Source organism: Henriciella barbarensis (assembly GCF_003576345.1).
Classification (GTDB): Bacteria; Pseudomonadota; Alphaproteobacteria; order Caulobacterales; family Hyphomonadaceae; genus Henriciella; species Henriciella barbarensis.
Genome location: NZ_QWGB01000005.1, coordinates 1,207,086 through 1,228,294, shown reverse-complemented (window position 1 = coordinate 1,228,294; position 21,209 = coordinate 1,207,086). Strand labels below are relative to the sequence as shown.

22 protein-coding genes and 1 tRNA gene are annotated in these 21,209 nt (G+C 58.7%); 10 read left to right on the top strand and 13 right to left on the bottom strand.

The window, feature by feature from the left end; all coding sequences use genetic code 11:
* Positions 1 to 34: 34 nt before the first annotated feature.
* The 3 genes from D1224_RS09075 to D1224_RS09065 are packed head-to-tail and all read right to left on the bottom strand — an operon-like array spanning position 35 to position 3,065.
* Positions 35 to 691 carry a vWA domain-containing protein gene (locus D1224_RS09075; RefSeq protein WP_119379559.1) on the bottom strand — a complete coding sequence of 219 codons (657 nt, stop codon included), beginning with the start codon at positions 689 to 691 and terminating at the stop codon, positions 35 to 37.
* Complete coding sequence (locus D1224_RS09070; RefSeq protein WP_119379558.1) at positions 688 to 2,076, bottom strand: hypothetical protein; 1,389 nt, start codon at positions 2,074 to 2,076, stop codon at positions 688 to 690. The genes D1224_RS09075 and D1224_RS09070 overlap by 4 nt, the downstream gene beginning before the upstream one ends.
* Before the next feature lie 59 nt (positions 2,077 to 2,135).
* On the bottom strand, positions 2,136 to 3,065 hold the full coding sequence (locus tag D1224_RS09065) for a histone deacetylase family protein (RefSeq protein WP_119379953.1): 930 nt from the start codon (positions 3,063 to 3,065) through the stop codon (positions 2,136 to 2,138).
* A 64-nt stretch (positions 3,066 to 3,129) separates the two neighbouring features.
* Here D1224_RS09065 and D1224_RS09060 point away from each other — a divergent pair, with 64 nt between their 5' ends.
* Positions 3,130 to 4,458, top strand: a complete 1,329-nt coding sequence (locus tag D1224_RS09060; protein ID WP_119379557.1) for an MATE family efflux transporter — start codon at positions 3,130 to 3,132, stop codon at positions 4,456 to 4,458.
* On the opposite strand, the gene D1224_RS09055 is transcribed toward D1224_RS09060, so the two are convergent.
* The gene (locus tag D1224_RS09055; RefSeq protein WP_119379556.1) at positions 4,418 to 5,509 is read right to left on the bottom strand and encodes a quinone-dependent dihydroorotate dehydrogenase; all 1,092 of its coding nucleotides are present in this window, start codon (positions 5,507 to 5,509) and stop codon (positions 4,418 to 4,420) included. The two genes, D1224_RS09060 and D1224_RS09055, sit on opposite strands and share 41 nt — an antisense overlap.
* Positions 5,510 to 5,860, bottom strand: coding sequence for a DUF952 domain-containing protein (locus D1224_RS09050; protein WP_119379555.1), 351 nt, complete (start codon positions 5,858 to 5,860; stop codon positions 5,510 to 5,512). It lies immediately after the preceding gene.
* Between the two features lie 99 nt (positions 5,861 to 5,959).
* Between D1224_RS09050 and D1224_RS09045 the strand changes: the two genes are divergently transcribed.
* Together D1224_RS09045 and D1224_RS09040 are read left to right on the top strand one after the other, a co-directional pair.
* Positions 5,960 to 6,580, top strand: a complete 621-nt coding sequence (locus D1224_RS09045; RefSeq protein ID WP_407647457.1) for a S24 family peptidase — start codon at positions 5,960 to 5,962, stop codon at positions 6,578 to 6,580.
* 76 nt (positions 6,581 to 6,656) lie between these two features.
* On the top strand, positions 6,657 to 7,571 hold the full coding sequence (locus D1224_RS09040; protein WP_119379553.1) for a LysR family transcriptional regulator: 915 nt from the start codon (positions 6,657 to 6,659) through the stop codon (positions 7,569 to 7,571).
* A 217-nt stretch (positions 7,572 to 7,788) separates the two neighbouring features.
* Here the strand turns inward: D1224_RS09040 and D1224_RS09035 are convergent, their stop codons facing one another.
* The gene (locus tag D1224_RS09035) at positions 7,789 to 8,235 is read right to left on the bottom strand and encodes a Dps family protein (RefSeq protein WP_119379552.1); all 447 of its coding nucleotides are present in this window, start codon (positions 8,233 to 8,235) and stop codon (positions 7,789 to 7,791) included.
* A 140-nt stretch (positions 8,236 to 8,375) separates the two neighbouring features.
* Positions 8,376 to 9,587, bottom strand: coding sequence for a pyridoxal phosphate-dependent aminotransferase (locus tag D1224_RS09030; protein ID WP_119379952.1), 1,212 nt, complete (start codon positions 9,585 to 9,587; stop codon positions 8,376 to 8,378).
* Between the two features lie 199 nt (positions 9,588 to 9,786).
* Between D1224_RS09030 and uvrC the strand changes: the two genes are divergently transcribed.
* Together uvrC and D1224_RS09020 are read left to right on the top strand one after the other, a co-directional pair.
* Positions 9,787 to 11,676, top strand: coding sequence for an excinuclease ABC subunit UvrC (uvrC, locus tag D1224_RS09025; RefSeq protein WP_119379551.1), 1,890 nt, complete (start codon positions 9,787 to 9,789; stop codon positions 11,674 to 11,676).
* A 6-nt stretch (positions 11,677 to 11,682) separates the two neighbouring features.
* Complete coding sequence (locus D1224_RS09020; RefSeq protein ID WP_119379550.1) at positions 11,683 to 12,315, top strand: CDP-alcohol phosphatidyltransferase family protein; 633 nt, start codon at positions 11,683 to 11,685, stop codon at positions 12,313 to 12,315.
* Here D1224_RS09020 and D1224_RS09015 read toward each other — a convergent pair.
* Complete coding sequence (locus tag D1224_RS09015; protein WP_119379549.1) at positions 12,306 to 12,764, bottom strand: NUDIX domain-containing protein; 459 nt, start codon at positions 12,762 to 12,764, stop codon at positions 12,306 to 12,308. The two genes, D1224_RS09020 and D1224_RS09015, sit on opposite strands and share 10 nt — an antisense overlap.
* A 189-nt stretch (positions 12,765 to 12,953) precedes the next feature.
* Here D1224_RS09015 and D1224_RS09010 point away from each other — a divergent pair, with 189 nt between their 5' ends.
* Genes D1224_RS09010 through D1224_RS09000 form a run of 3 tightly spaced genes read left to right on the top strand, consistent with a single transcriptional unit; the run spans position 12,954 to position 15,722 of the window.
* Positions 12,954 to 13,946 carry a calcium/sodium antiporter gene (locus tag D1224_RS09010; RefSeq protein WP_119379548.1) on the top strand — a complete coding sequence of 331 codons (993 nt, stop codon included), beginning with the start codon at positions 12,954 to 12,956 and terminating at the stop codon, positions 13,944 to 13,946.
* On the top strand, positions 13,933 to 14,700 hold the full coding sequence (locus D1224_RS09005; protein WP_119379547.1) for an SDR family oxidoreductase: 768 nt from the start codon (positions 13,933 to 13,935) through the stop codon (positions 14,698 to 14,700). The genes D1224_RS09010 and D1224_RS09005 overlap by 14 nt, the downstream gene beginning before the upstream one ends.
* The gene (locus D1224_RS09000; RefSeq protein WP_233350466.1) at positions 14,673 to 15,722 is read left to right on the top strand and encodes a threonine aldolase family protein; all 1,050 of its coding nucleotides are present in this window, start codon (positions 14,673 to 14,675) and stop codon (positions 15,720 to 15,722) included. Before D1224_RS09005 ends, D1224_RS09000 begins: the two co-directional genes overlap by 28 nt.
* On the opposite strand, the gene D1224_RS08995 is transcribed toward D1224_RS09000, so the two are convergent.
* From D1224_RS08995 to cpdR, 5 genes are all read right to left on the bottom strand, one after another.
* Positions 15,711 to 16,349: a TetR/AcrR family transcriptional regulator gene (locus D1224_RS08995; RefSeq protein WP_119379545.1), complete on the bottom strand. Its 639-nt coding sequence runs from the start codon at positions 16,347 to 16,349 to the stop codon at positions 15,711 to 15,713. The genes D1224_RS09000 and D1224_RS08995 overlap by 12 nt on opposite strands.
* Before the next feature lie 114 nt (positions 16,350 to 16,463).
* Positions 16,464 to 18,170 carry a TadG family pilus assembly protein gene (locus D1224_RS08990; RefSeq protein WP_119379544.1) on the bottom strand — a complete coding sequence of 569 codons (1,707 nt, stop codon included), beginning with the start codon at positions 18,168 to 18,170 and terminating at the stop codon, positions 16,464 to 16,466.
* Positions 18,170 to 18,607 (bottom strand): TadE/TadG family type IV pilus assembly protein, encoded by a 438-nt coding sequence (locus D1224_RS08985; RefSeq protein ID WP_119379543.1) that lies wholly within the window; start codon positions 18,605 to 18,607, stop codon positions 18,170 to 18,172. Before D1224_RS08985 ends, D1224_RS08990 begins: the two co-directional genes overlap by 1 nt.
* Before the next feature lie 446 nt (positions 18,608 to 19,053).
* Positions 19,054 to 19,128, bottom strand: a tRNA-Val gene (locus D1224_RS08980).
* Between the two features lie 67 nt (positions 19,129 to 19,195).
* On the bottom strand, positions 19,196 to 19,555 hold the full coding sequence (gene cpdR / locus D1224_RS08975; protein WP_119379542.1) for a cell cycle two-component system response regulator CpdR: 360 nt from the start codon (positions 19,553 to 19,555) through the stop codon (positions 19,196 to 19,198).
* Between the two features lie 120 nt (positions 19,556 to 19,675).
* On the opposite strand from cpdR, the gene D1224_RS08970 reads away from it, so the two are divergent.
* Together D1224_RS08970 and D1224_RS08965 are read left to right on the top strand one after the other, a co-directional pair.
* Positions 19,676 to 20,566 carry an N-formylglutamate amidohydrolase gene (locus D1224_RS08970; RefSeq protein ID WP_119379541.1) on the top strand — a complete coding sequence of 297 codons (891 nt, stop codon included), beginning with the start codon at positions 19,676 to 19,678 and terminating at the stop codon, positions 20,564 to 20,566.
* A 249-nt stretch (positions 20,567 to 20,815) separates the two neighbouring features.
* Complete coding sequence (locus tag D1224_RS08965; RefSeq protein ID WP_119379540.1) at positions 20,816 to 21,208, top strand: helix-turn-helix domain-containing protein; 393 nt, start codon at positions 20,816 to 20,818, stop codon at positions 21,206 to 21,208.
* The last annotated feature ends 1 nt before the right edge of the window (position 21,209 follow it).

Genomic DNA, 21,209 nt, shown 5'->3' with positions numbered 1-21,209 from the left:
ATATGCAAGCGTCAGCCAGCGGGGCTTTGCGCGCCTAGAACATGTATTCCAGCAACCGGTCGCGCGAATTGGCGTGCACCCATGTACCGCCAGCATTTTTAACCAGCGCTTCCCAGGCTTCGAGGCGCTCGAAATAGGCATTCGGATCAGATGCGTCGCGGTCGGAGCGGGTGACGTTCGTGACGATCACTGTAATGCCTTCGAGGTCGAGCTCCAGACCACTGGTATCGCAATCGGGGGAAACATCCTCGACGAGGTCAGAGACAACAACGATGTAGCGGCTTGCCTGATCGGATTGCTCCAGTTCAGCCGCCGCATAGCGCAGGCCGCCTCTGATGTCGGTCCAGCCCGTCGCCTGTACGGTCTCTGCATAGGCTTCCAGGTTTTCAAAGACGGCTTGCTTGGCGTAGGCCGCCTCGCTGGGCGTGCCCGGCAAGGTGCGGCGAACGACGAGGCTGTTATCAGAGAAGCTGCACGAGCCGATCTCGCCAAAGGCGAACATGTCGTTGGAGTTGAGTTTAGAGGTCAATAGCTTGGCCGTAACGACAGCGTCCGGCACTTCGCGCACATAGGTGCCGGAGGCGTCCACCAACATGAACACGGCTTTTGAATTAGACGTAACGGCGCCGCAGGCCGCCACGCCAGCAAGGATCAATCCAGCGCTCAGCGTCTTCAGTATCGTGGTAATCATGTTGCTCCAGAGGCTTGCTTCTTGCGGGACGGGCCACGGATCCGCCTGAACATTCTTTCTATCGTAAGCGGCAGGAAGATCAGCAAGTCATAGACTCGTAGCACGAACAGGCCGAGCGCCTTCAACACGGTCGCCACGATCGCAAAAATGAATGCAAGGAAGATCGTGATCTGGTGCATGACCAGGCGCACGATGAGAATGAAATTTTGCACAACGGTCTCGAGCGGGATTGCTGCGACAGCCAGAAGCCAGGGGATCAGGATGGCAAGTACCATCTGTCCAATCATGGTAAGCGAAATGCCGCCCGTTTCTCCACCTGCCTCGGCGGGCAACTCTCCCAGCGCGCGGCGCGTCGTTTCCTGGTCAATACCGATCAGGACTTCCCGCTGAATGGCGAGAATGGCCTCAAAGAAGGAGAATGCGGCAAGGAAAGCGAAGGCTGCATAGAGCAGCACGCGCTTATGGATGCGCGGCAGGTTCGAGATAAGCGTGATCTTGGTGATGCCCGCGGCATCCATGAGAACGATACCAGCGACCGCTTCGAGAAAGATGACGACAAGGGCCGCCGCTGTTGGAAGGCCGACGCCCATCACCTGGAGGTCATCGCCGACTATCTCGGCCATCGGACGCTGGATCAAGAAGAAGTTCAGGAAAACGCCGGTCAGTGCCACTGTCATGACGAGTAATGAAAGCAACCACGGGATCAGAATGGATTGGCGCTGGGCCGCCTCCCGGCGCCGCTCATAATCAGGGTGGATGCAATCTTCGAAAGTCGCGAGATCTTTGTTGATCTGTTTCGAAGAGCGGCTCAGTTCGTTCGAGATCGAACGCAGACGGGTAATATTCTCCGCCATGGGCTTCAGTTCTGAGCGCAATGCATTGATCTGCGGGCGGAGTGGCGACAGCTCCTCCTTTACGGCGCGGCGGACATCGGAAGCTGCGCTGGCAAGCTTGGCGCGGCTCTGCCCGGTGCCGTTTGCCTCGATACGGTTGCGCACCGCGTCAAGCGTGCGCTCGTCAAGGTCCACTGCACGAAAGGCTTCGAGCGTTTCCGAAAGGTCGGACTGGTTTGTGTCCAGCTTGTCGACAATACCGCTGATCCGCCGATCAATCTCCGGGGCGCGCTTTTCCAGCTTCATTTCCTGGCTGACGAGCCGCTGCTCCAGCGTCTCAGCTGTGTGCGAGGCGACAAGCTCAATATACTGCCGGTAGATGTTGTTACCGGCATTCTCAAGCCGTCGCGCCACGTCGCGCAACACATAGGCGAGACCGAAGAATATCCCGCGAAACAGTCCGTGCAGATAGGGACGCCCAACATAAAGAAGCAGGATTACACCCGCCACCACCAGCCAGAGTTGCCAGTCAGTCCATGCCAGCCCAAACATCCTTGCAGGCTCTCCAGTCTGATTGCTTGGCAGTATTGCCTGTTAACAGTCGTTAAGGATTAATGAGGCGAAGAAAAGGCAGTTCGTCCCTGAGGCGCAGTTGCGGCTGCCAATGCATCCACCATGAAACTGTGTCTTCGCGCGACGGCGCTCGCGTCCTTTTCGTAGCCACCACCGAGCACTCCGACGACGGGGACGCCTTGTCCAACGCAGGCTTCTGCAACTCTGCGGTCTCTCTCGCGCAGGCCTTCATCGCTAAGCGAAAGAAGCCCCAGACGGTCCTTCTGATGCGGATCGACGCCCGCATTGTAAAAGACCAGATCTGGCGCTGATCGACCGAAAGCGCCTTTGAGGAAACTGTCCAGCGCCTGCAGGTAATCACTGTCGGTAGCGCCCTTAGGAAGTCCGACATCCAGGTCTGAAGGGGGCTTGGTACGCGGCCAGTTGTCTTCGCAATGCAAGGACGCCGTGAAGACATGATTGTCCACCGCAAAGATGCTGGCGGTCCCATCACCGTGATGCACATCGCAATCAATCACCGCGACCTTCCGGCATAGCCCGTCTTCAAGCATGACACGCGCCGCAACGGCCACATCATTGAAGACACAGAAGCCTGCCCCGCCCTCATAGCTGGCATGGTGGCTGCCGCCTGCGAGGTTGACCGCCGCCCCATGCTCGACAGCAAGGCGCGCGGCGAGGCAGGTGCCGCCAACAGAAGCGCGCGTTCTCGCCGCAATGGCTGGCGTCATCTCAAAGCCAATCTTTCGGGCGGCTTTCGCGTCTACCGAAGACGTCAGCACCGCAGTCACATAGGCCGGGTCATGCGCGAGGTGCAGCCAGCTTTCTGGCGCATGAGCGGGTACGGCAAACGTCTCGCCTCGTTCACGCAGAAGGTCTGCAAGAAGCGAGTATTTGCGCATCGGAAAGCGGTGGCTGTCCGGTACGCTCTCGGCGTCATAATCAGGATGGTGAACGATCGGCAGCGCCATAATGGGTGAGATGTCGGCAGGCGGCTGATTGTCAAGCAGAGGCCAGCGCCATAAGCCGCTTGCCATGTCAGATGCCCTCCTCACCCGCTCAAAGGTCGTTGCGCTTGCCGTGCCGGTGATGCTGGCACAGGCGGCGACCGCATCGACCGGCATCGTCGACACGGCTGTGATGGGGCTCTACGGCACAAAGTTCGACCTCGGCGCCGTTGGCGTTGCCGCTGTGGTGATGAACTTCCTCTACTGGGCGTTCGGTTTCCTGCGCATGTCGACGACAGGCCTGACCGCGCAGGCAGCGGGCGGCGGTGACCGGCTGGAAGCACAGACGGTGCTGCAGCGTGCGCTCCTGCTCGGCGGTGCGCTTGGTCTCACAATCCTCATCCTGTCGCCACTCCTGAAACTCGCCGTCTTTCAACCCTTCGAGGCGAGCCCTGAGGTGAAGTCGCTGGCCCGGGATTATTTCGATGCGCGCGTATGGGGCGCCCCTGCCGTCCTTATGGGCTATGCGATTACAGGCTGGCTGCTGGGCACAGGAAAGACCGGGCAGTTGCTAGCCTTCCAGATCGTGATGAATGGCACAAATGCCGCGCTCGATATCTGGTTCGTAGCAGGGCTCGGCTGGGGACCCGCCGGGATCGGTGCAGGCACAGCCATCGCCGAATGGGTCGCGCTCGCTTTCGGGCTGGTCCTCGTGCGCAAGGGCTTCTCGCGTTCCGGCGAGCTGTTTGACCGGGAGCGGCTGGCAGCTCTAATCAACGCGAACCGCGACATTCTCATCCGGACGCTGGCACTACTCTTCTGCTTTGCCTGGTTCGTGAACTCAGGCGCGAGCCTCGGCACCGCTACGCTTGCTGGCAATGAAGTCCTGCTCCAGTTCGTGTCCGTATCGGCTTTTGTGCTCGATGGCTTCGCTTTCGTCGCCGAGAAAGAGATTGGCGAAGCCTATGGCGCCAGAAGCCGCGCGCGGCTGATGCGTGCGATGCGCCTAACGAGCGAGATCGCGCTCGCCTGCGCAATCTTCATTGCGCTTGCCTATTTCATTGGTGGCGGCTGGATCATCGAGAATTTCGTGGCGGATGCAGACGCGCGCGCCGTGGCGCTGGCCTACCTGCCCTATTGCGCCGCCGTGCCGCTGATCGGCCTTGCCTGCTGGCAGCTCGATGGCTTTTTCCTTGGCGCGACGCAGGGCAAAGCGTTGCGAAACGCAGGTGTGGTGGCCGCTATTCTCTATGTCGGCACGGACATGCTTCTGAAGGATGCCTTCGCCAATACTGGCGTCTGGATCGCCTTCCTGACCATGTATGTCTGGCGGGCAGGCGCACTTGGCGTCTACCTGCCGTCAATGATTGCCAAGGTCAGCGAAAGTCAGCCCCGACAGCCTGCTCAACAGACGTAAAGCCGTCAGCATAGAGCCTTGCGGCAAGGTCCTTGTTGATCTGCGCCACCAGTGACGGCCCCTTGTAGACCAGCGCGGAATAGAGCTGCACTGCATGCGCACCTGCGCGGATTTTCTGATAGGCCTCCGCGCCGCTTGAGATGCCGCCAGCGCCGATAAGATCGAACTCCCCGAGAAGCTCACGCGCGAAGGCGCGCAGTACCTGCGTCGAGGGCGCAAATAGCGGCGCGCCGGACAGGCCGCCACTTTCGGCCTTGTGCTCGCTTCCCAGGGTATCTGGGCGTTCCAGCGTCGTGTTGGAAATGATCAGCCCGGACAGCCAGCTTCCCGGCCCACGGACGACCGCAATGATATCACTGATGGCCTGCTCATCGAGGTCTGGCGCAAGTTTCAGGAAGACCGGTTTGCGCGGCGGTTCACCGGTGCCATCCAATTCAGCATGCGCCATGGCGACCGCTTCGCCGCAGCGCGTCAGCAACGCTTCTAGCGCACCCTTGTCCTGCAGCCCGCGAAGGCCCGGCGTATTCGGAGACGAGATGTTGATCGTGATGTAGCCCGCCAGCGGATAGACGGCCGCGATGCCGGCTTCGTAATCGGCGATGCGATCGTCGCTATCCTTGTTTGCCCCGACATTCGCGCCGACCGGGCAGCACGCACGGTCTGCATGGCGCAAGCGCGCGATGAACGCATCAACACCCTCATTGTTGAAGCCCATCCGGTTGATGACTGCCTTGTCCTCACTGAGCCTGAAGAGGCGCGGCTTAGGATTGCCCTCCTGCGGGCGCGGGGTCACAGTTCCGCATTCGACAAAGCCAAAGCCGAAGCGGGACATGGCCGTGAAGACTTCGGCATTTTTGTCGAAGCCAGCCGCCAGCCCGACCGGATTGCCGAGGCGAAGGCCTGATTTCGGCAGGGTTACCGGCGTGTTCCAGCGCTTCGGCTTGATGCGCGGTACGCCGACACCGGTCTTCAGCGCCCGGATTGTAGCCGTGTGTGCTGCCTCAGGCGGCATGGCCCGGAAAAAGCGGGCGCCAATCGACGAGAGTGCCATCTAGCGTACCTCTTCTGGAAGGACGGGATTGCCTTGGTCATCTGTCTCGAGCGTCCAGCGGCGCTGTGCATCTGACAGGCGAAGCGTGCCATAAAGGTGCGGGAAGAGATCACCGCCGCGGGACGCTTCCCATTTCACATCGCCGCCGAGGCGGTCTGCGATGAACTCATAGAGGCTGACCCCATGCTGGCCGGCATAGTGTAGCCTCAGCGTTTCAGCGACCTGGTCCTTTGAGGACAGGTGCACATAGCCGTCGCGGGCATCGAGATCAGTATCGGTATGGCCAAGTTCACGGGCACGTTCATCGTCCGCGGCACTCAGGATTTTATAGACGGGTGTATCGAGCATCATGATAGCGGTCTTACAGGCTTAAGCAGTCGCGGCAAGCACCCGGCTTGCTAGGTATTTATTCCCATGCTAGGAATATTGCCCAGCTAGCGGAGACCACGGATCATGCGCCACGGGGACGTCTGGAAGGGCATAGATCTTCTGGCAGAGAAAAACGGTCTTAGCGCCTCTGGCCTTGCCCGTCAGGCGGGCCTTGATCCGACAAGCTTCAACCCCTCCAAACGCCAGGCCAGGGATGGGAGGCTGCGCTGGCCTTCGACAGAAAGCATCGCGCGCGCACTGGAAGCGGTTGGCGCAGGTATGGATGATTTTGCAGCGCTCATCGAGGGGCACCGCGGCGCGACGGCCCCTCTTATTGGTCTCGCACAGGCAGGCGCGGACGGTTTTTTCGACGATAGCGGATTTCCAACAGGCGGCGGCTGGGATGAAGTACGCTTTCCCGGCCTTGGCGGCGATCCCGTTTACGCGCTGGAAATCACTGGTGACAGCATGGAGCCTGCCTATCGTGAAGGTGATCGCATCATTGTGGCCCCCGGCGCACAGGTGCGAAAGGGCGACCGTGTTGTCGCGAAGACGCAGGACGGCGAGGTAATGGCAAAGGTGCTCGGCCGCCAGACAGAGACACAGGTCGACCTCGTCTCGCTCAATCCCGACCACCCCATTCGCACTTTCAGGCCATCACAGATCAACTGGATTGCGCGCATCCTTTGGGTCAGCCAGTAAGCTGCCGCAACGTTCGCATATGCAGCACACAATACGCTTGCCCTGATGTCCGTGAGCGTGTCATCCAAAAGGCCTTATGGACTGGGACAAGCTTAAATCCTTCCACGCGGCGGCCGAGGCCGGCAGCTTGACCGCCGCGGGTGAACGCCTCGGCATTTCGCAGTCGGCTGTCTCGCGGCAAATTTCCGCGCTCGAAGAACAACTCGGCGTTTCGCTGTTCCAGCGCCATGCGCGCGGACTGGTCCTGACGGACGCAGGCCACACGCTTCATCGCTCGACCATGGACATGGCGTCCGCCGCACAGTCTGCGAATGCAGCACTGCGCGATCAGCAGGATGTTGCCCAAGGCGACCTGGTTGTGACGGCGCCTGTCGCCTTCGGATCGACCTGGCTGGTCCCACGGCTTGGAAATTTTCTCACGGCCAATTCCGGTATGCGGATCGACCTTCGCCTCGACGATGGGGAGACCTACGACCTTCTGAAGCTGGAAGCCGAATGCGCGATCCGCCTCTGGGCGGCCGACAAATCCGACCTTATCCAGCGCAAGCTTGGCACGGTCGCGACGAACCTTTACGCCTCACCGGAATATTTGAAGGCTCATGGCACACCCCGCACGCCGCAAGATCTCGATAATCACCGGATCATCGGCTATGGCACGGAGAATACGCCGCTAGACGCGATGAGCTGGGCCCAACGAGTTGGACGTGACGACACGTTACCACGCAAGGCGACGCTGCAGGTGCGAAACGTTCCGGCAATGCTTCGCGCTGTGGAAGCAGGCATTGGGATCGCAGACCTTCCAGACTACATGGTGAGCGCGGTGCCAAAGCTGGTGCGTGTCCTGCCGGACCATACCGGGCCGACCTTCGATCTCTTTTTTATCTATCCAAGCGACCTCAAGCGATCAAAGCGAATCGCCGTGTTCAGGGATTTCCTCACCGCCGAAGTGGACGCGATAAAACGCGAGAACCTGCAACTTCGCGCAAGCTAACCCAAGGACACATGCAGGAATGCATGTCTTCAATACTGAAACGGGTGTTTTCTTTCGCACTCGCAGCATCTAGCTGACGCGCATGCCTTGGTTCCGGCTTCAGCCAATCTCCTCCGATTGTGCGTTTCCTCCCTCCAAGTAGGAACCGATACTTAGAGCCCGGCGCGATTACTCGCAGCCGGGCTTTTTTTCTGTTCTGGACTGGATTTCGCGTCCGCTAGACGCTGGCGCGCAACATCCACGCGGCCTTTTCGGAAATCGCAGCCCTCTGCGTCAGCAGATCCACCGTGACGATATCTCCGCTGGCTTCAGCGGCTTCGACACCGGCGCGTGCAACTTCGGCTAGCGTTTCGTGTCCGCGGACGAGATTGTTGATCATGTCCTCGGAGTCCGGAACGCCATTGTCCGGCTTGATGGTTGCGGTGGACAGCATCTCCTCCGTGGAGCCGGGCGCAAACTGGCCAAGTGACCTTAGCCGCTCAGCAAGCTCGTCAAGCGCGGTCCAGAGCTCGGTGTATTGCTGCATGAAAAGCTCGTGCAACGATTTGAAGCGCGGCCCCGTCACGTTCCAGTGATAGCCATGCGTTTTAAAGTACAGCGCATAGGTTTCGCCCAACACCTTACGAAGTGCTTCGACCGATGCTTTTCTATCCGTATTGCTCATTCTTATACCTCCCGACGCGTCATGACATCTTTAGTGATTAGTGATGACACTGAAGTGGGAATGGTCGGGCGAGCAAACAAATTGGATATAGACGCCCCAGCCATAGAGAATGCCAATAGCTGGGGCGTGACAGGATAGGCTTATTTCAGCGCCGCGCAGAAGCGTTTGATCCGCTTCATCGCTTCCTCCAGCGCCTCAGACGAGGTCGCATAGGAAATCCGGAAGGCAGGCGACAGACCGAATGCTTCGCCAAAGACCACGGCCACCTGCTCTTCTTCCAGAAGCGCGGTCGCAAAATCCTTGTCGGAGCTAATCAGCGCGCCTTTTGGCGAGGACTTGCCGATAACGCCGGCGCAGCTCGGATAAACATAGAACGCGCCTTCTGGCGTGGCGCAGGACAGGCCTTCGCAATCGTTCAGCGCGTTCACGACCATGTCACGGCGAGATTTGAAAACTTCATTGCGCTCGGCCAGGAAGCTGTGATCGCCGTTCAGGGCCGCGACGCTCGCCCACTGGCTGATCGAGCATGGGTTTGAGGTCGACTGAGACATGATCTTGCGCATCGTCGCGATCAGCTTTTCAGGGCCGCCCGCATAGCCAATCCGCCAGCCGGTCATGGCATAGGCCTTGGACACACCATTTACTGTCAGCGTGCGGTCATAGAGCTTCGGTTCGATTTGCGCGATGGTCCAGTATTCGAAGCCGTCATAGACGAGGTGCTCATACATGTCGTCCGTCATCACCCAGACCTGGGGGTGCTTCAGGAGCACATCGGCGAGCGCGCGCAGCTCATCCTTTGTGTAGGCCGCACCTGTCGGGTTCGACGGCGAATTCAGAACCAGCCACTTCGTTTTCGATGTAATCGCCTGCTCGAGCGCTTCAGGTGAAAGCTTGTAGTTGGAGTTCGGACCACACTGCACGAAGACCGGATCGCCGCCCGCAAGGCGCGCCATCTCAGGATAGCTCACCCAGTAAGGCGCCGGCACGATCACTTCGTCGCCCGGGTTCAGGGTGGCCATGAACGCGTTGTAGAGCACAGCTTTGCCGCCTGGTGACACGTTGATCTGAGCCGGCGTGTATTCAAGGTCGTTGTCACGCTTGAACTTGGCGCAGATCGCCTCTTTCAGCTCAGGAATGCCATCGGCAGGCGTATACTTGGTCTTGCCGTCGTTGATCGCCTTGATCGCGGCTTCCTTTACATGATCCGGCGTGTCGAAATCCGGCTCACCGGCGCCGAGCCCAATAACATCGATGCCCTGACGCTTCATTTCGTTCGCTTTGGTCGTGACAGCGATCGTGGCTGAAGGCTGGACACGCTCTACAGCGCGGCTAAGGGCGATTTCGTTTGCCATGTGATCGAACTCCTTTGGAAGGCGTGGGTCTGCATATGTTGCCCGCACGCCCGGCACAAGCGGACGCGTGGCTCTCTGGTCAAAGAATTGGGCCCGCACGGGCTGATTGCAAACCGCGCCGGCCCTGACAAGGTCCGCACAATCCCTGACAGTCCCCCAACTAGGCGGCGGGCGCGGCTGCCATTAGGTTAGGCGCAGCATGTCAGACACTTCTTCCAACAGACCGGCCCGGCGCGGCGTCGATGTCATCAAGGACAATATCAAACGCCTGCCGTCAAAGCCTGGCGTCTACCGCATGTTCGGGACGAAAGACGAGGTGCTGTACGTCGGCAAGGCGCGGAACCTGAAGGCGCGCGTGTCGAACTATTCCCGGCTAGGCGGTCACACGCAGCGCATCGCGGCAATGATTGCGCTGACCGCCCGTATGGAATTTGTCGTCACAGAGACAGAAACCGAGGCTTTGCTGCTGGAAGCTAGCCTCATCAAGTCGCTGAAACCACGCTTCAACATCCTGCTGCGCGACGACAAGTCGTTTCCCTACATTTTGATCCGGCGCGACCACGACTATCCGCAAATCCTGAAGTATCGCGGCTCCAAGCAGGACCGCGGCGACTATTTCGGGCCGTTTGCCAGCGCCAATGCCGTCACCCGCACGCTTGATACGCTGCAGAAAGCCTTCCTGCTGCGCACCTGCGAGGACAGCGTATTTTCGCAGCGCACCCGCCCGTGCATGCTGCACCAAATCAAGCGCTGCTCTGCTCCTTGCGTCGATCTCGTCAGCGAGGAAGACTACACCAAACTCGCCAACCAGGCCGCCGACTTCCTGAAAGGCAAGGCGACAGACCTTCAGGCCGATCTTGCCTCTGACATGGAGGCCGCCGCCGAGAATATGGAATTCGAACGTGCCGCAAGCCTGCGCGACCGTATCCGCGCATTGGCCGTCGTCCGGGCGCAGCAAGACATCAATCCTGACGGCATTGAAGAGGCAGACATCTTCGCCATCGCCATGGAGGGCGGCCAGTCGGCCGTGCAGGTCTTCTTCATTCGTGCCGGCCAGAACTGGGGGGCGACCATCCACTTCCCCCGCCACGAGAAGGAAGAGACCGCGCCGGAAATTCTCTCCGCCTTCCTCGTCCAGTTCTATGACAAGCGACCACCGCCAAAGCTGGTCCTGACCAATCAGGCACCCGACCAGGGCGAGCTGATCGCCGAAGCACTTGAGCTGAAGTCGAACCGCAAGGTGGAAATTCGGACGCCCCAGCGCGGAGACAAACGCGAGCTCGTCGCGCAAGCCACCCGCAATGCCGCCGAAGCCCTGTCGCGCAAACTGGCCGAAACCGCGAGCCAGCAACGCCTTTTGAAAGATCTTGCGAAGACGTTCGACCTATCGGGTGAGCCCAGGCGGGTCGAGGTCTACGATAACAGCCACATTCAGGGATCGAATGCTGTTGGTGGCATGGTGGTCGCCGGACCCGAGGGCTTCATCAAAGGCCAGTACCGCAAGTTCAATATCAAGGACACAGCGCTGGAGCCCGGCGATGACTATGGCATGATGCGCGAAGTGATGCGCCGCCGCTTCAAACGGCTTCTCAAGGAAGCTGACGAGCAGAAGGTCATGATTTCGGAGCTGGAAACCTATCCAGACCTTGTCCTCATCGACGGTGGCCTCGGCCAGCTAAGCGCCGTGACCGAAACGCTGACGGAACTTGGCCTCAGCACTGACGATGTGACGCTTGTGTCCATTGCGAAAGGGCCCGACCGCAATGCGGGGCGCGAGAAATTCTTCCGGCCCGGCAAGGCGCCTTTTCAGCTGCCGCCTGACACGCCCGTGCTCTACTACCTGCAGCGCCTTCGCGACGAGGCGCACCGCTGGGCTATTGGCGCCCACCGTGCCAAGCGTTCTGCTGACATCAAATCTTCGCCGCTGGATGAGATTGAAGGCATCGGGCCCTCGCGCAAAAAAGCACTTCTGCATCACTTTGGGTCGGCAAAAGGCGTATCACGTGCCAAGCTGGTCGATCTTGAAAGCGTTGAGGGAATCAGTCGCTCACTCGCCGAACGCATCTATGGCCATTTCAATGGCGGTTAGGACAGCATGACTTTGAAATGGCTGCCGAATGCCCTGACGATCGGGCGCTGTATTCTGGCGATCGTCGTCGGTTACACCATTCTGGATTTCAACAGGAATGTTCGCGGCGGCGATAGCGCAGCGCTCATGGCCTTCTTGCCGTTTGCGCTCTTCTCATTCGTGGCGCTTACCGACTGGCTCGATGGCTGGCTGGCAAGGAAGCTCAATGCGGAGTCCGCGTTTGGGGCGCGACTTGACCCGATTGGCGACAAGCTGCTGTCAGCCTCAAGCCTGCTCGCCCTGTCCTTTATCGAAAACTGGGCTTGGTACATCACCGTGCCGACGCTTGCCATCGTAAGCCGCGACGTCCTCATCACCGCCATGCGCGAAGCGATGGGAAACCCCGGCACGATGAAAGTTTCAAACAGCGCAAAGATGAAGACCGCGCTGGTGTTGGGCGGCATTGCGCTTGTGCTGCTCGGTATGGCGATAAGCGCCATCACATCTGGGGCAGATACCTATTCGCCGAACTGGGTTCTCTCGCGGGGCACCCATCTCGCAGGCCTCATCATGGTATGGGTTGCTGCGGTCCTCGCTGTCATGACAGCATTCGACTATGTGAAGGGGCTTACCGCCTCCGAAGAGGACCTTCACCAGTAACCGTCATTCGGGCCACCGGAGAAGATCTCCGCGACCCGTCGCTTAGTGGCGGGCGTGGCGTCATCCGGCATGGTGGCCGGATCTGCCCAGACGATCTCTGAAATCTCTCCGACACTTGTCGCCTTGCCGCCGACCCAGTCGCTGGGGCGCAAGTGATAGAAGACGACATGATCGTTCGGGAAGACCCCTTCATTCGAATAAATGCCGACGAGGCGCGGTGTACCTGCAAGCTCAATACCACCCTCCTCCTTGAGCTCACGCAGCAATGACAGACTGGCAATCTCGCCCTTCTCCACCCCGCCGCCCGGCAGGTAGAGCCCCTTCGTATAAGTATGCCGAACCAGCAGGACCTTGCCATCAGACCGCTCAACCAGGGCTCGCACACCGAGCGTCATCGGTCGCGTGAACCGGAACCACGCCTGAAAGATTCGCTGTCTTATGCGGGTCATGACTCTACCCAATCTATGAAAACGCCCCTCGCCAAATGGGCTAACACAGTCTAGTTAGCGCAGCGAACGACGAATTCGGAGCTAAAGACCATGTTTGCACTCATCGCAATCGGCGCGACTGTCGCCATTTTCGGCATTCTGAACCTGATCGACTATCGCCGTCTCGATTAGGTCGCCTGAAAAGTACCCTTGCCTGATCTGACGCTTCTCGCAGCCCTCGTTGGCGGCCTCGTCATTCTCGCCGTAGCGGGCGACTTTCTCGTCAATGGCGCCGTGGCACTTGCACGCCGGATAGGTGTGTCACCGCTCGTAGCCGGCATTCTGATTGTTGGCTTCGGCACATCTGCCCCGGAAATGGTTGTCGCCGTGGACGCGTCCAGTCAGGGACAGCCCGGCATCGCCATCGGCAATATCGTAGGCTCGAACATAGCCAATGTCTGGCTGGTGCTCGCCGTCCCTGCATTCCTGATTCCGCTGGCAACACGACAATTCGGTCTTCGCCGGTCCTACTGGATCATGATCGCGGTAACCGCGCTCTGGATCGGCTGGACAGCCTTCATGCCGCTGACACCGATCTTCGGCTTCATTCTGCTTGGCAGCCTGATCGTCTACTCGATCCTGATGCTCGTATGGACATCACAAGGCATTCGGAAGGGCATCGACGTCGGCCTGGAGGATGAAGGCGAGTCTCTCAGCAACGCGGCCATGTGGGTCAACCTCGTCATCGGCTTGGTTGGCTTGCCGCTCGGCGCGCACCTCATCGTCGAAGGCGGTGTCGGGATCGCACGAACCTATGCCGTGCCAGAAGAAGTTATTGGCCTGACACTGCTCGCAATAGGCACCTCCCTGCCAGAGCTTGGTGCCGGCATAGCCGCCGGCCTTCGTCGCCGCGGCGAGGTTGTCATCGGCAACGTCATTGGCTCAAACATCTTCAACCTGGCTGGCTCCGGCGCGATAATCGCCTTTTTCGGTCCAACAGAACTTGCACCGACCTTTCTTCAGTTCGACCACTGGGCACTTGTATCTGCCGCCATAGTTCTCGGCCTGTTCGTCCTGTCACGTAGCCGTGTCACGCGCCTTGCAGCTCTTGCGATGCTGTTGGCCTATGCCGCGTATATCTACGGCCTTGTTCATGGCTGGGACATTACAGGCGAAGTGGAGAACTGGATTGGCAGATCATAAGCTGACCCCCAAACGCGCCCTAATTACAGGCGCTGGCAAACGCATTGGACGCGCCCTCGCTGAAGCGCTTGGTGAAGATGGCTGGAGCGTTGCCGTGCACTACCGCTCCTCAGCTGACGGCGCTCAGGAAACAGCCGATGCCATAAGCAAGGCGGGCGGCACGGGCGTAATCGTCCAGGGCGATCTGACCGAAGAAAAAGACCTTAAGTCTCTTGTCCCGTCGGCGCAGGAACTGCTCGGCGGGCCGCTTCGACTGCTTATCAATTCTGCTTCTGCTTTCGAAGAAGACACAGCCCTCGATCATGACCGACAGGGGTGGGATTTGCATTTCGACGCCAATCTCCGCGCGCCGATCGCCCTTTCGCAGGCTTTTGCCAAGGCCCTACCCGCTGACGAGAAGGGCCTGGTCATCAATGTGATCGACCAACGGGTCTGGAAGCTCAATCCACAGTTCTTCACCTACACCCTTTCCAAGGCGGCGCTTCTCACCGCAACCAAAACATTGGCCCAGGCGCTCGCCCCGAATATTCGGGTGAACGGCATCGGCCCCGGCCCGACCCTCGCCAGTGTTCATCAGAGCGAGGAAGAGTTCGAAGCCGAGCGACAGGCCACGCTGACGCGGGAAGGCTCCTGTCCCGAAGAGATCGTGCGCGCGATGCGTTATCTCATTGAAGCTGACAGCGTCACCGGGCAGATGATTGCCGCCGATGGCGGCCAGCATCTCATGTGGCAAACACCCGATACGCAGGTCTGATGAACTTTTCTTCCGATACATCCGCACCGGCCCATCCCGCCGTTCTCGAAGCGCTTGCTGGTGTGAATAACGGCATGCAGCCCAGTTATGGCGCCGATGAGGTGACAGCACGCCTTCGAAACGAGCTGACACGTGTGCTCGAGACAGATGACTTTGACTTCTGGCTGTGCGCGTCCGGTACCGCTGCGAACGCACTCGCCCTTTCATGCTTCTGCCCGCCCATGGGCGCAGTCCTCTGCCATGACGAGGCACATATCGCGCGTGACGAACGCTCTGCGCCGGAATTCTTTACGGGTGGCGGCAAGCTGCAGCTCCTGCCCGGCGAAGGCGCTCAGATCGACGAGACGGCATTGCGTGAGGCCCTCGCGGGGATCAAGCCGGATTTCGTGCACGAGACACCGGCCCATGTCCTGTCGCTTACCAACCTCACCGAATCGGGCACCGCCTACCCAGCCGGGCGGGTGAAGCATTTCAGCGCGCTCGCAAAAGATGCAGGCCTCATGGTCCACCTTGATGGCGCACGCTTTGCCAATGCGCTGGTCTCAACAGGCGCATCGCCAGCAGAGATGAGCTGGAAGGCAAGGGTCGATGTCCTGACACTCGGCCTGACCAAGACAGGCGCGATGGGGTGCGAGATCATCATACTGTTCGGCAGCGCCCGGCAGAAATTCAATGAGTTAAAGGCCCGCGCCAAACGCTCAGGGCACATGCCACCCAAGATGCGCTATCTCGCCGCTCAGGCGATCGCGATGTTTGCAGATGATCGCTGGCTCGCACTTGCAACCAATGCCAATCAACGCGCGCGAGAGATCTCAAACCTACTCTGCCGCGACGGACAAACTGAGCTCGTCCACCCGGTTGAGGGCAATGAGATATTCGTGCGCCTAAGCGAATCTAACCTTCGCGCACTGACAGATGCAGGTGCAACCTTCTATCCATGGATTGGCGGCTCTCACCGGCTGGTAACGAGCTGGTCCACGCCCGCTGGGACGGTGGAGCGACTCTCGGACCTACTTGCCTGATGGCCCCTTGGACGGCCGCAGGCCGTCGAGCAACCATTTGCCCACTCTTTCGAAATAGGCCTCTTCATCAAGCGGCTGGTGAACTTTGCCTTTGAGGACTTCCTGGTGCACGACCCGCAGAAGGGAGGTTGAGACTATGAGGGTCGCGGCGTGACGCGCTTCGTCAAATGTTGCCAAACCGTTTTTCGAGCGCACGATACGCTCGGCGACTGCGTCAATTCCGGCAGACAGGAATTTTTTGAGGTAAAACTTCTGGATGCCCTCGTCACCCATTGCCTCACGAATTGCAAAAGCGTGAACCCTCACATACGCGTCCGTTTTGGTAAGCACCGCCATTTGCCTGAAATAGCCCAGAACCGCATCATCGAGACTGTCCTGAGGCTGGCTGAGGGCTTCCCTCAAAGGCTCCGAACGTTCGGTGATCTGCTCCATCAGATGGATTATCAGGCCCGTCCGGTCCGTGAAGTAATGCCGCAGGGTTGGTTCAGAGGTCTCGGCTGCGATGGCCAATTGTCTGAAAGAGGGTCGTTCGACGCCATCACTTAACACGAAAGCCAGAAGTTTATCGGTAAGCGCCTGCTTCTTCTGCTCAAAATCTTGATTTCGGACCCCTGCTGGCCTCGCCATCACCTCTCCTCAAACAATCTTCAAGGCGCGTAGATTCCTATAGAGCGCCCTATATAAAACTATATTTTTCAATACATTGAGAAGGTAGTTTGTTTCTTGTTGCCGTCAAAAAAACTATTGCACCAGTACGGGGGCATTACATGAGGCCGTGTGCACCCAGACGTCCGCCTCCCCCAGACCTAGACCCAGCGCAGAGGTGAGGCTGAAGACGAGCCTGTCGACCGGTGCGGAAAGCTCACTAAACAGTCCCGAAAGTATAGTCGCGATGTGAGCGTCGCTAAGCAGCTGTAAGCCGACCACATCAATGTCGTAGTGCAGATCGGAAATCGCTGACGAAAGTAGCCCTTCCAAGGCTCTATCGGTACCAGCTGTTTTCGGATCTCCGCCAATTTCATAATTCATGTAACGCAGTTGCGTATCATCTGGGTTGGCGGCCTGAACATCCGCAAAGGCCTCAATCTGAATGAAACGGCCATTGAGAATGTGAGCCGGACGAACACGCGCCGAGGCCCCTGAACCGCTAATCTCCGCAACGCGAAGACGTGCGATGGACGGGCGAACAGCTACACTGACTCGCTGCGGCTCGCGTTCGCCTGGCTCGCAGAGAATATCTGTTATCCGCGCATCAGCGGAAGCGATGTCGACGTGAATGGGAAGGCTGATCAGCGCGTTGGATAATGATCGGCCACCGCCGATCTTCGCAATGATGGAAAGACGCATCTGCGCGGTCGAAACCGTCTCGCCGGGGAGCCCAGACAAGGCGAACCATGATCGGCCCTCTGGCCGCTCTCCGATCACAAGCGAAGCGTCGACTTCCACGAGACGCCCAGCACGAGCCGAAAGCTCCAAATCGATCTGGTTGCTTCCATTCGCCGTAATCGTACTGGCCATCAGGAGCGGCAGAGCCTGCAGTTGAACCCCCGTCCCGGCAGGAGGATCGCCAATCGCACGTGGCGCAATTCGGCCGAGCTCGATTATCTCTCCAATCTGCAAAGTGCTGGGAATTCTGCCTGCGTCCTGAGCCAGAGAACGTAGCGCCTGACTGGCGAGAGCGTTGTCACTCACCGTCTCGGCCATGGCGGACAGAAAGTCCTCCAGTCCAATATTTGTAGATACGACATCTTCGTAAGTGATCGCTGTCAGCTCCAGGTCATCGGCGAGCCACTCCAGACAGTCGATCATATCGACATCTGCATCGAGCAAGGCGTTGTAGGACATTGCCGAAAGGCCGATCTCTGCACCGAGCAACTCTGAAAGAAGACCGTTCAAGACTCCACCTTCAAGGCGTGCGAGCCGCGATCCGACCGATATGCCGGCTTCAGCGGACACGACGGCGACACCAGACACATCCAACGGCTTCGGCGATCGCCCAAGAAACTCAAACAATCTGTGCTGTGGTTCTGACAGCGAGACACGGGCCGCGTTCAACGGCTGCTGACCCGCAATGAACCGCTCCGAAACGGGGAGGCTCTTGTCAGCCGTGTACCGGCCGGTCTCAACCTGCATCATCACGCCTATCGTCGAGCGCACGTCTTCAGCGCCCTCGTCATATTGCATCTCGATAGTCGCACGTCCGTTATCCGATAAGTAAGCTCGGGCTGCCCCCTCGGCGTTGAGCAGGTCTGACGCGGCGACGAGCGCAGCCATGTCTGCGTGCCCCTGTAATGCCCGCTTTTGCGTGGCAATGGCGCCGGTATCGATGGCCAGGGCTGCCATCATCGCCGCGATCGGCGCGAAGGCGGCTGTTATGACAGCCACGTTTCCCGCGCGATCACTGCCGAGCCACCGCCTGCGCGACGTATTTCGTGGGATGAGAGGCATCAGTAACCTCCCGCTCTGATAACGGCCTCCCGGCGTATGTTCTTCTCCGGCAGAGGAAGACCGGTATAAAGATTCCAGACCGGTAGCTGGCTGGCATCGAAGTCGACCACCACACGAAGGTAGCTGGGGTCTTCGTTTAGCGGCTCGACGCTGACCGTAAGTGCCTCGCGCGATAAAAGGCCACCTTCATTGATGCTCGCGGCGACGTGTCGCTCGACGAGTGATCGACGCTCAACAAGGTCGAGACCGCCAATAGCCGCGCGCGCACTATTAGCGGCCAATTGCTGAACGGAGTGGACCGCCCCGAAGAACACCCCGTAAGCGATAATGCCGAATAACAGGAAAAGCAGGACGGGCGCCACTATCGCTAACTCAACGGCTGACGAACCCTCGTTACATCTAGAGAACCGGCGGCTCTGCACTCCAACACGTAACATTTTTCCTCCTTGCAGGATCACACCCCAGGCCGAGATGTGGACATTGTTTCCCGCTTTGAGAGGATTGGGCAGACCAGTAATTAATGAAACATTCCTCAGTCTTGAACAATTGGCGGCTTATACTTTGTCGTCTATACGTTAACCTTGCCGTCCGCTGTATGAATTACATTTTTACTGTTCACACAAGCTTTCACTACGAAAAATTTTTCGCATTATTTGATATTGTCTATGCTATAGAGAAATTTCATTTCGTTCAGTGCGCACGAGCAACATCGAACATTTTCCGGCGCTAATCCAATGCACTGCAGGCCTACGAGTATTTTCACCGCGAGCAGTTAGAAACTTCGCTATGAGACCCCACAGCGATAGGCAGATGAAAGCATTCCAACCGGGGTTGGGCTTCACGGTTGGCCACGCAGGTATTGGAAATTCGAAAGATCTGGAAATGGTGGGCGGTACAAGGATCGAACTTGTGACCCCTACAATGTCAATGTAGTGCTCTACCGCTGAGCTAACCGCCCATCCGTTTCGAAGCGGCCCTAATCGGACGTCAAGCGATCCAAGTCAAGCCTGTTTCAGCTGCAAATGTCAGGCCGCAATGACGCGGTCGACTTCCTCTACCAGTTCGCGCAGATGAAAGGGCTTCGAGAGGATCTTGGCCCCTGCAGGGGTCGGCGTGCCGGAAGCGAGCGCAACAGCCGCAAATCCGGTGATGAAGACGATCTTCATCGCTGGATCGAGCTCTGCGCCGCGCCGGGCGAGTTCAATGCCATCGATGCCAGGCATGACGATGTCAGTCAGCAACAGGTCGAACACTTCGCGCTCAAGCGCATTGAGCGCCGTCTCGCCATCCTCGAAATCCTGAACTTCGTGTCCTGCACGTTTCAGCGAGGCAGCCAGGAAGGTGCGCATCATTTCATCGTCTTCGGCGAGAAGTATCTTGCTCATGGGGACTGCGTTCCGGCTTTCTGACTATCGTTTGATTGCACAAAGCATGGTTCGGGTAAATCGACGGTGAACGTGGGAGTAATGCTTGACCCGGAATGCCAATGACCGACCTATGTCACGATGACGATCACGGCGACAGAAGAGCAGAACCCTGTACCGGGCAACGGACTTAGATGGCCAGCCTTCAGCCTGACCGCGCCACAGGCTGACGAGCGCCCGTTGATCTTCGCCTCCCCACATAGCGGCCGTGAGTATCCGGATTATTTTCGAAATAGCCTGCGTGTACCACTGATCGATCTCAAACAGACAGAGGACGCTTATGTAGATGAGCTGTTCGCAAACGCGCCAACCCATGGCGCGCGCCTTCTCAAGGCGACCTATGCACGCTCCTTCGTCGATCTGAATCGGGACCCGCGCGAAATTGACCCGTCCATGTTCCATGGTGACCCGCCCGGACCAGTGGCCGTACCGACCGTGAGGGTCGAAGCGGGACTGGGATGCTTCCCCCGGATTAGCGCACGCGGCGAACTCATTTATGCAAAAAAGCTGGACCCGGCCGATGGCAAGGCTCGACTGGACCGCGTCCATACGCCGTATCATGAGACATTATCCGTTGAGATTGCTGCGCTGCGTCAGAAGTTTGGCTGCGCCGTCCTGATCGATTGTCATTCCATGCCGTCTTCGCAACCGGGGCGTCCAGATCTTCCAGATTTCGTACTTGGTGATCGTTTCGGATCGAGCTGCACAGGCCAGCTGACCAGTCTTGTGGAGCGAACATTACGCAAGGCGGGGTACAGCGTCGTGAGGAATGCGCCCTATGCTGGCGGTTTCACCACGCGGAAGTATGGCCGCCCCAAACAGCACGTCCACGCCTTGCAGATAGAGATAAACCGGCGTCTTTACCTTGATGAAGCCCACGTCACAAAGATTGACGCAATGGCCGAGCTATCGCATCAGCTAGATGGGCTGATGGGAAATATCTCTGAATTGAGCGAGCGTCTGCGCCCATAAAAAAAGGGCCGCGCCAAGGCTGGCGCGGCCGAAAAAGGTAAAGGGAGGAAACGCCAGAAGGCGTTAGCACCGCAGTGCTGAGACCAACTTATTGTGCGGCGCACAAAATGCAAGACCAAAAATCTGCATCAATGCGTTTTTGCATGAAGTCAGACTGAAACAACCGGACGGCATGAAGTTTGCTCTCCATCTCTGCGACGCTCAAACCGGGACGATCCCGGGCTTAAAGATGATCAAGGGGAGCCGGGCATGACTGACACTACCGACCTTCACGTAGGCAAAAGACTACGCCGCCGCCGCAGACTGCTCGGCCTCACCCAGCAGGAACTGGCTTCGCAAGTGGGGGTCCGCTTCCAGCAAATCCAGAAGTATGAGTGCGGCGCCAACCGCATGACATCCTCGCGTCTCTTCGACCTCTCCAAAGCGCTTAACGTATCGGTGCAGTACTTCTTTGACGGGATCGAACAGGACGACCTGCTAGCGGCCAATGATGCCGATACGATGGACGGCGACATCTTAAGCCAGAAAGAGACCCTGGAACTGGTGCGCGCTTATTACCGCCTCGGTGAGCGCCCTCGCCGCCGCCTGCTAGAGCTCGCAAAGGCTCTTGAGTCCGACCAAAGCGGCACAGGCGCAGCTTGAC

Bases quoted from the DNA above. Each gene is read 5' to 3' on its own strand.
- D1224_RS09075 (WP_119379559.1), bottom strand. From the start codon at position 691: ATGATTACCACGATACTGAAGACGCTGAGCGCTGGATTGATCCTTGCT.
- D1224_RS09070 (WP_119379558.1), bottom strand. From the start codon at position 2,076: ATGTTTGGGCTGGCATGGACTGACTGGCAACTCTGGCTGGTGGTGGCG.
- D1224_RS09065 (WP_119379953.1), bottom strand. From the start codon at position 3,065: ATGGCGCTGCCGATCGTTCACCATCCTGATTATGACGCCGAGAGCGTA.
- D1224_RS09060 (WP_119379557.1), top strand. From the start codon at position 3,130: ATGTCAGATGCCCTCCTCACCCGCTCAAAGGTCGTTGCGCTTGCCGTG.
- D1224_RS09055 (WP_119379556.1), bottom strand. From the start codon at position 5,509: ATGGCACTCTCGTCGATTGGCGCCCGCTTTTTCCGGGCCATGCCGCCT.
- D1224_RS09050 (WP_119379555.1), bottom strand. From the start codon at position 5,860: ATGATGCTCGATACACCCGTCTATAAAATCCTGAGTGCCGCGGACGAT.
- D1224_RS09040 (WP_119379553.1), top strand. From the start codon at position 6,657: ATGGACTGGGACAAGCTTAAATCCTTCCACGCGGCGGCCGAGGCCGGC.
- D1224_RS09035 (WP_119379552.1), bottom strand. From the start codon at position 8,235: ATGAGCAATACGGATAGAAAAGCATCGGTCGAAGCACTTCGTAAGGTG.
- D1224_RS09030 (WP_119379952.1), bottom strand. From the start codon at position 9,587: ATGGCAAACGAAATCGCCCTTAGCCGCGCTGTAGAGCGTGTCCAGCCT.
- uvrC (WP_119379551.1), top strand. From the start codon at position 9,787: ATGTCAGACACTTCTTCCAACAGACCGGCCCGGCGCGGCGTCGATGTC.
- D1224_RS09020 (WP_119379550.1), top strand. From the start codon at position 11,683: ATGACTTTGAAATGGCTGCCGAATGCCCTGACGATCGGGCGCTGTATT.
- D1224_RS09015 (WP_119379549.1), bottom strand. From the start codon at position 12,764: ATGACCCGCATAAGACAGCGAATCTTTCAGGCGTGGTTCCGGTTCACG.
- D1224_RS08995 (WP_119379545.1), bottom strand. From the start codon at position 16,349: ATGGCGAGGCCAGCAGGGGTCCGAAATCAAGATTTTGAGCAGAAGAAG.
- D1224_RS08990 (WP_119379544.1), bottom strand. From the start codon at position 18,170: ATGCCTCTCATCCCACGAAATACGTCGCGCAGGCGGTGGCTCGGCAGT.
- D1224_RS08985 (WP_119379543.1), bottom strand. From the start codon at position 18,607: ATGTTACGTGTTGGAGTGCAGAGCCGCCGGTTCTCTAGATGTAACGAG.
- cpdR (WP_119379542.1), bottom strand. From the start codon at position 19,555: ATGAGCAAGATACTTCTCGCCGAAGACGATGAAATGATGCGCACCTTC.
- D1224_RS08970 (WP_119379541.1), top strand. From the start codon at position 19,676: ATGACGATCACGGCGACAGAAGAGCAGAACCCTGTACCGGGCAACGGA.
- D1224_RS08965 (WP_119379540.1), top strand. From the start codon at position 20,816: ATGACTGACACTACCGACCTTCACGTAGGCAAAAGACTACGCCGCCGC.